The sequence below is a fragment of the Marinitoga sp. 1138 genome, assembly GCF_013363265.1.
In the GTDB taxonomy this organism is placed as follows: domain Bacteria; phylum Thermotogota; class Thermotogae; order Petrotogales; family Petrotogaceae; genus Marinitoga; species Marinitoga piezophila.
On record NZ_LBFA01000025.1, the window covers coordinates 1 to 7,766 of the forward strand.

Here is a 7,766-nt window from a genome sequence, read left to right on the forward strand (position 1 = left end):
TATTTCCTCTTTATCCAATTTTTCTACAGCTAATAATAAGCTTAATGCATTTTTGGCTTTTAATAAGTCTTTTTCTTCTATTTGACTTAAATCTATTATTTCATATTTAAATTGTGGTACATATACGCTAAATTCTTCCCAGTTAATTATTTTTCTCATAAACCAATTTTCTGCTGTCCATCGCCTTTTTCCGTTATAGAATACTACTGGTATTATTGGCGGTAACTTGAAACTTTTCCTTTTAGATTGTTCTTTATTTTCGTTTATATATTTTTTCCATATTCTTACCATATATTCAAGTATTCTAAATTGCATTAAATAATCTACACTTGATTGATGTTCTATTATTAAATATAGAAATAATTCATTTTCTTCATATTTTATTTTAAACAATAAATCACTTTCTCTATCTCCATATTTTAAATCTGTGAATTTTGTTTTTTCTATTGTTATATTTTCAGGTTGTATGTCGTAATTTTTTAGTTTTTTTACAAATAGGTTTATAAATTCAACTAACATCTCTTTATCGGAAAATATTTCCTTGAATAGTTGATCATAATATCCCATTTGCATCCCCCTTATTAAGTTTGTTGTTTGGCTTATTATTTGTTTTTATTATTTGAAAATAGTTTAGAGATATATTTATAACAAGAGCAACAATTAAAATTGCTGTCAAAGCTTTAATGTTTGGATTATAAAATTCAAAGAAATATAGGCTATTATACACAGCTACATAGATAATTAAATTTAAGAAAGATTTGTTAGAAATTGTGGTTAATAATATTGCTACAAATGCCATCACAATATATAATAGAAAGAGATTTAAGTCATTTCTGAGTATAAAAAGTATTCCAATGTAACTAAAAGTAATAGCGATAAATATAAGAAACCTTTTTAGAATTTCTGGATAATAATGTAATAACAATAATCTTAGATTATTTTTGTTGAAAAAGGAAAATATGTATCCACTCAATGAAATAAACACAAATATTATTATTCCCAGTATTTTAATATATCGATTATATATATCTGGTGGTTTTAATAATGGAGAATCTATAAAATATGGTTTTACAATTGTATTTTTCTTCAACGATGCATCGTATAAAAAAACCTTTATATCTTTAAAAATATTATCAAAATATCTGGTATTTTTGGGAATATATATTTTCATAATATTATCTTCCAGGCTTAAAACTGCCTTTGCTTTTTTGGGAAATGTTTTTGTATATTTTAAATTTTTACTTTCAATAGGCAAAGAACCATAATACAAATATGGTTCTTTTTGGAATATGTGATCAAATATCATATTCGACAGTAGCATGATTCCAGTAAAAGATAATAGCATAATTATAAAAGTAACCCATTCTTTTTTTAAATGCATATTTATATTCGCCCCTCAGAAATGCTTCTTTTCTTTAAAATGCCCAGAGCAAAATTATTATTTATTTCTTCAAAATTTTCAAAGATTTCGCCGGAAATTATATCTTCAAATAACAGCTTTTCATTAAATTCCAAAGAAGTTCCAGATTCATCAATAGCTTTAATACATATTGCTTCTATTGCTAATTTAGAATCTGTAATAACTATTACACTTAGATTATTTTTTTCTTCAAAGAAGTTTTTTAAGACGATTAATTGCTCGATTTCCACATCTGTTTCATCTAATATTAAAACTATAATCTTTCTGAATTTTGTTTTATTTTTTAATATTTTTATAAAATCTGTTGTGTTCCATAATTCTTTTGAAATAATATGAAAAATTCTATGGCTAAAAAAAGAAAGATTTTCAGCATCTATTCCTTCTAAAAGATATTCTTCGGTATATTTTTTTGGAGAAATAATTATCTTAAATAATTTTTCAAAGAGAAAAGAGGGATTTTTTGTCAAAATCCCTAACCTTTCTCCTGTATTTAATTCTATATCAGGAAATTCTATAGATGTATTTGAAATTTTTAATAAAAGTTCTTCCATTTATCATTCCTCATACTATTTTATTATTTGTTTTTTAATTTTAAATATTCTTCCCAGTCTTTTGAAAATCTTTCTATACCTCTATCTGTTAATGGATGCATAAAAAGTTTTTCTAAAACACTAAATGGTATTGTAGCAACATCGCATCCCATCTTTGCAACTTCAACAACATGATATGGGTGTCTTACACTTGCGGCAATAACTTCAGTTTCAAAGCCATAATTATAGAAAATCTGTAAAATTTCTTCTATTAATTCAAGTCCCTGGTTTCCAATATCATCAACTCTACCTATAAACGGACTTACATATGTAGCACCGGCTTTTGCGGCTAATAGAGCCTGTAAAGGACTAAAGACAAGAGTAACATTTGTCTTTATTCCTTCGGAAGAGAGAGTTTTTACAGCTTTTATTCCATCTTTTGTCATGGGAATTTTTATAACAACATGTTCACTTATTTTAGCTAATTCCCTTGCTTCTTTTACCATATTTTCATAGTCCATTGATACAACCTCAGCACTTACCGGTCCCTGAACAACATCGCAAATTTCCTTTACTCTTGTTTCGAAATCAATATTTCCTTCTTTTGCAACAAGTGTTGGATTTGTGGTTACTCCATCAATAATGCCCCAATCCTTTGCTATTTTAATCTGTTCAATATTTGCAGTATCCAGAAAAATCTTCATATTGCCACCTCCGCAATAGTTTGTATATATTTATTATATCACAAATATAAGGGTTCGCAAATGCGAACCCTTATATTTTATAGTATTAAAATTATTTTTCTTTTGCAACAACTAATCTTATATTTCTAATCCATAAATCGGCGTTTAATGTTTTAGAATGAGAGCTTCCAAAAGTCCAGAAAATAACTCTTAAATATTTAATCTGTTTTTTATATGCAAGATCATTAACATTAAATTTTACTCTAAAATCAGTAGAATTTTTTAAAGGCATTGGGTTAATCCATAAGTATTCTTTAAACGGATAATCTGAAGAACTCCACACAAAAGCAATTTTATCAAGAGTATTTTTGTTTTCATCTAAAAATGCAAAAATAATCCCTGCAACGCTATAAGCTTTTTGATCAAGATTTTTTCCTTTTGTGACCAATCCTGCAATTTCTGCATAAAATTCTACATGTGTATCTTCGCAATAAGGTAACTCAAAATCTTTATATAAATTATTTTCAGAAAAACCATTTTTATGGATTCTATACCATACCGTGTTATTTAAAGAAGATAATTCATTTTTATTTTCATCTTCTCTTCTTCCGCCAATTTTCCATAATGAATAATCTTTTGGCATGAAGAATTTAAATTCATGATAAATGGTTTTTAAATTCATATTTGCAGATTCTGGAACAATATTTCCATTTACAGTTATATCTCCTTTTTTTACAGCTTGTTTTGCCATATCGTTTCCATTTACAAGATAATATTGATTTAACAGCTCTTTTACATTATCATCGATAACTATGATTCTTTTATCAGAAAAACCTGTTAAATCATTTTCTGGCGATACAACGGTAACTTCATATTGATTTGATGAATCCAGTAAAGAGCCTCTAAAAACAGTATTTCCAATAACATAATATGTTTCTGGAAATACCATAGTTCCTAATAAAATCAGAACAACAAACAGAAATCCTTTCCTCATAATATCCTCCTCCTTGAAAGATATAATTAAATAATATTTTCCCGAATTATATATCGTCGGATTTTTTGATACTTTTAATTTTAAAAAAATAAAATTTGATGTTATAATAATAAGGAAAAATATTGAGTAGGTGATACAGATGAAAAAGACTCTTGTATTTAGCAATCATTCAGACGAAATGCGCGTAGCACTACTTGAAAATGAAAAATTAATGGAAATCTTTTTTGAAGATCTGGAAGTTGGAAAATTAACAGGAAAAATATTTTACGGAAGAATAGAAAATGTTGTTCCGGCTCTTGAATCCTTTTTTGTAAATATTGGAGCGAAAAAAAACGGTTTTCTGCGATTTAAAGATACAACTATAGATCCTGATACATTAAGAAGAGGATCATTTATAATTGTGCAGGTAAAAAAAGATGGCGATGTCAGAAAAGGGCCACAGCTTACCATGCACATTAATATTCCCGGAAAGTATATGGTATATATGCCATTTGGCGAAAATAGCATAGGAATTTCAAAAAAAATTATGTCATTATCCGAAAAAGATAGACTGAGGGAAATTGGGGAAATGTTAATAGAAAACGAAGAAGAAGGTATAATCTTTAGAACGAACAGCGAAAATGTTGATTTTGAAAGTTTAAAAGAAGAATTTTTTCAATTAAAGGAAATCTGGGAGAATATAAAGGAAAAAGCTAAAAATTCAAATAAACCGGCACTTTTATATGAAGACGAAAATTTTGTTGATTATATATTAAGGGAACGATTTGATCATTCGGTAAATGAGATTATAACAGATGATAAAGAGCTTTTTAAGAGATTTAATAAAGAGATAAAGGAAATAAATGAAAATGTGAAAATAAGAAAAGTCGATATAGATGCATTTTCATGGACTAATGTATATGAACAGATGGACGATATGTTTGCAAGGAAAATAGAACTTCCAGGTGGAGGGGTTATAACAATAGATAAAACAGAGGCGCTTACTGTTTTTGATATAGATTCTGCAGGTAATGTGCTTGGAGAAAATGTTGAAGACACTTCATACAAAACAAATTTAGAAGCAACTGTTGAAATTGCAAGACAATTAAGGCTGAGAAATATAGCGGGAATTATATTAATAGATTTTATAGATATGAAAGATGCAAAACATAAAGAAGAAATAATAAATCTTTTTAGAGAAGAATCAAAAAAAGATAAAGCGAAAATATCAATTTCTGGATTTACAAAATTAGGGTTATTGGAATTATCAAGAAAAAGGACAACTCCTTCAATTGATGCTTTGTTATTTACACAATGTCCAATTTGTCAGGGGACAGGAAAAATAGCATCGCCAAGGATTGTTTTTAGAAGGGTTATAAAAGAGTTAGAAGAATCTTTGGAGGACTTAAAGAGAGGGCATAATATTAAAGAAGTATATACAAGTGTATATCATAATCTTTCAGGTTATTTCACCAAAGAGAAGAAAAAAGAAATAGAAGAAAAATTTGATGTAAAATTAGATCTTGATTTCAATTGGCCTGATCCCAACTCATATAATATAAGATATAGAAAGTAAAAGAGGGATGTATATGAGAATCCATTACCAGATACAGGAACAGATGTTTTCTGTATATGAAATGAAAAGAAAGGCAGATGTTTTAATTGTTGGTGGTGTGGAGATAGTTATAAAATCTGATTTAACGCTTCCACATATTGAATTAGCTGTTGATGGAATAGGAACGAGAATAGCCACTCATTTAGGAAAAATAGGAATAAGTCCTGTGTTATTTGATTATATTGGCAATGATGAATTTAATGAATTAATAAATAGCTATTTTGAAAAAAAGGAGATATTATTTTTCTGGTCAAGACAGCCATATGGAACCAGAAGAATTTTAAAGTTATATGGTGATGGGTTCAATAAAGTCTATAAAGATTATAGAAACATAGAAAATATTGACTATACATTTATATTAAACAATCTTTCAGAAATAATAAATGAAGTAAAAAGCGTATATATTATTTTAAGCAACTGGAATACAAAATTAATAAGGAATCTAAAATTATTGGGCAAATTTATCTTTTTGGATTTTGAAGAAACAATAAATTTCCCTGAAGATTCTGAAATATTTGGAGATTTCATCTTTATAAATGAAGAACTGGAATTGAAAAATGTAAAATATCTATATAAAATAACATTTATGAAAAATGGAAATATTGTTTTTGAATTTGATGACATAAAAGAAGAAATAATACCTTTTTCTGAAAAAAAAGAGTATATTTTTGAAGCAAAATCTGCATTTAAAAGTATAATTATTAATTCATTGTTAGATGGGAAAAATTTAAAAGATTCACTACTTCTTGGAAATATAGCCTATTCATATGCTGTTGAAAATAAAGGAAAACAAATATCAAGAAACTTATTATATGAAGAATTTTATAAAAGAAAAGATGGAAATGGTTGAACCATTTCCATCTTTTTATTTTTTAAAGAACTTTATAATTTCATCAGCAACCTTTTCCTTTTCAATATCATTAGTAACAACATGAGGACTTTCTTCTAATACCACTGTTTCTATAACCTTTGAAGAGATTTTATTTTTTATAGTACTGGCTACACTCATTGGTACAGCTTTATCCTTTTTTGAAACAATAATTAATGTATCGCTTTTTACACTCATAAGCCTACGCTTTGCCATTTTTTGTAAGAAATATAAATCAGCAGCTTTTGGAGGACAATCATAGCTCCAATATTCTTTAGCAATTTTATTTAATCCTTCTTCTTCAAAATGCTCAACCTTTTTTCTTTTTATTTTTTTTGTAAAGAATTTTAATACGGGGGTGAATTTTAATCTCCAATCGCTCGCTTCTATGGCAGGTGCTGCAAGTACAATCTTTTCAGGATTAAATTTAGATGCAAGTATTAATGTTAATACTCCTCCCATAGAAAGTCCGGTGATGTAAACCTTTTCATACTTTGAATTCAATTCGATATATGCATCAGTAACCCTTCTTAACCAGTCTTTCCATGAAGTACTTAAAAAATCTTCAAAATTTGTTCCGTGGCCTGGTAATCTTGGTACATATACAGTAAATCCTTCCTCATTTAGTCTATGAGCAAGATAATACATTTCATGTGGAGTGCCAGTATATCCGTGTATAATTAAAACAGCAGTTTTTCCACCTTCTAAAAACAAAGGTTGAGAATTTTCATAAAGTATATGGGAATTTTCTGGAATATTATCAAAAAACATAATATCACTCTCCTTTGATTATCTGATTTTATTATATCACAGAATATTTTATAAAATTTATTAAAGTCCCCAGAAAAAATGACGAAATATAATATGAAGACATATAAAACAACGAAAATATCAGTTTTTAGACTTAATTAAAAAATTTTTTAAAGAAAAACTAAAGTAAAAAAAATTTCCGACGAAATATATTGTGAACACAAATTGAGATGAAAATAAAAAATTAAATAAATTTCACACGGAGGTGGAATTATGAGAATTTATCATAACGTAGAGGCATTAAACACATGGAGGACTATGAGTAATGTAAAAACAGAAATGGGAAAATCATTGGAAAAGCTATCATCTGGTTTAAGAATCAACAGAGCAGCAGATGATGCAGCAGGATTGGCAATCTCTGAAAAGATGAGAAACCAGATAAAAGGTTTAGACACAGCAGTAAGAAATGCACAGGATGCTATCTCAATGATCCAAACAGCAGAAGGTGGATTGGACGAAGTTCATTCAATTCTTAAGAGAATGAGAGAACTAGCAGTACAGGCATCAACAGATACAAACACAGATGCAGATAGGGTACAGCTACAGAATGAATTTACAGAATTAAGAGACGAAATTAACAGAATAGCAAAAACAACACAGTTTAACACAAAGAATTTATTAGATGGTTCATTAAAGGCAACAAGAAATGCAGATGCAAAGATAGTAAATCCAGGTTCAGCACATTTTGCAGTAGGGGCATATTCTTCAGGAATTACAGCAGATGCTAATTTTGTAATGGAAGTTGGACAATTTACTGGTAATGCAGATTCTGAATTAGAAGTGAGAATTTGGAGAGTAGATTCAAACGGTAAAACAATGGTTACTACAAAAACAGTTACTGCTGGTTCTGCAAACGTAACAGTTGCC

General features: G+C 28.1%; 8 protein-coding genes and 1 pseudogene. 3 read left to right on the top strand and 6 right to left on the bottom strand.

The window, feature by feature from the left end:
* The 5 genes from XO11_RS08835 to XO11_RS08855 all read right to left on the bottom strand — a co-directional run.
* A partial coding sequence (locus XO11_RS08835) for an Rpn family recombination-promoting nuclease/putative transposase (protein WP_175418507.1) occupies nt 1-567 on the bottom strand: 567 nt, incomplete at its 3' end.
* Complete coding sequence (locus tag XO11_RS08840; RefSeq protein ID WP_014297251.1) at nt 554-1,381, bottom strand: hypothetical protein; 828 nt, start codon at nt 1,379-1,381, stop codon at nt 554-556. The genes XO11_RS08835 and XO11_RS08840, both read right to left, overlap by 14 nt.
* 2 nt (nt 1,382-1,383) lie before the next feature.
* Nucleotides 1,384-1,971: a hypothetical protein gene (locus XO11_RS08845; RefSeq protein ID WP_175418508.1), complete on the bottom strand. Its 588-nt coding sequence runs from the start codon at nt 1,969-1,971 to the stop codon at nt 1,384-1,386.
* Nucleotides 1,972-1,994: 23 nt separating this feature from the next.
* Nucleotides 1,995-2,654 (bottom strand): fructose-6-phosphate aldolase, encoded by a 660-nt coding sequence (fsa, locus tag XO11_RS08850; RefSeq protein WP_014297253.1) that lies wholly within the window; start codon nt 2,652-2,654, stop codon nt 1,995-1,997.
* A 91-nt stretch (nt 2,655-2,745) separates the two neighbouring features.
* Complete coding sequence (locus XO11_RS08855; protein ID WP_014297254.1) at nt 2,746-3,627, bottom strand: hypothetical protein; 882 nt, start codon at nt 3,625-3,627, stop codon at nt 2,746-2,748.
* 139 nt (nt 3,628-3,766) lie between these two features.
* On the opposite strand from XO11_RS08855, the gene XO11_RS08860 reads away from it, so the two are divergent.
* Together XO11_RS08860 and XO11_RS08865 are read left to right on the top strand one after the other, a co-directional pair.
* A complete protein-coding gene (locus XO11_RS08860; RefSeq protein WP_014297255.1) occupies nt 3,767-5,182 on the top strand; it encodes an Rne/Rng family ribonuclease in 1,416 nt (471 codons plus the stop codon).
* 13 nt (nt 5,183-5,195) lie between these two features.
* Nucleotides 5,196-6,071: a hypothetical protein gene (locus XO11_RS08865; RefSeq protein ID WP_175418509.1), complete on the top strand. Its 876-nt coding sequence runs from the start codon at nt 5,196-5,198 to the stop codon at nt 6,069-6,071.
* A gap of 15 nt (nt 6,072-6,086) precedes the next feature.
* Here XO11_RS08865 and XO11_RS08870 read toward each other — a convergent pair whose 3' ends face one another.
* Nucleotides 6,087-6,860, bottom strand: coding sequence for a carboxylesterase (locus tag XO11_RS08870; protein ID WP_175418510.1), 774 nt, complete (start codon nt 6,858-6,860; stop codon nt 6,087-6,089).
* Nucleotides 6,861-7,112: 252 nt separating this feature from the next.
* Between XO11_RS08870 and XO11_RS08875 the strand changes: the two are divergent.
* Nucleotides 7,113-7,766: pseudogene (locus XO11_RS08875) on the top strand (flagellin); the annotation flags it as partial.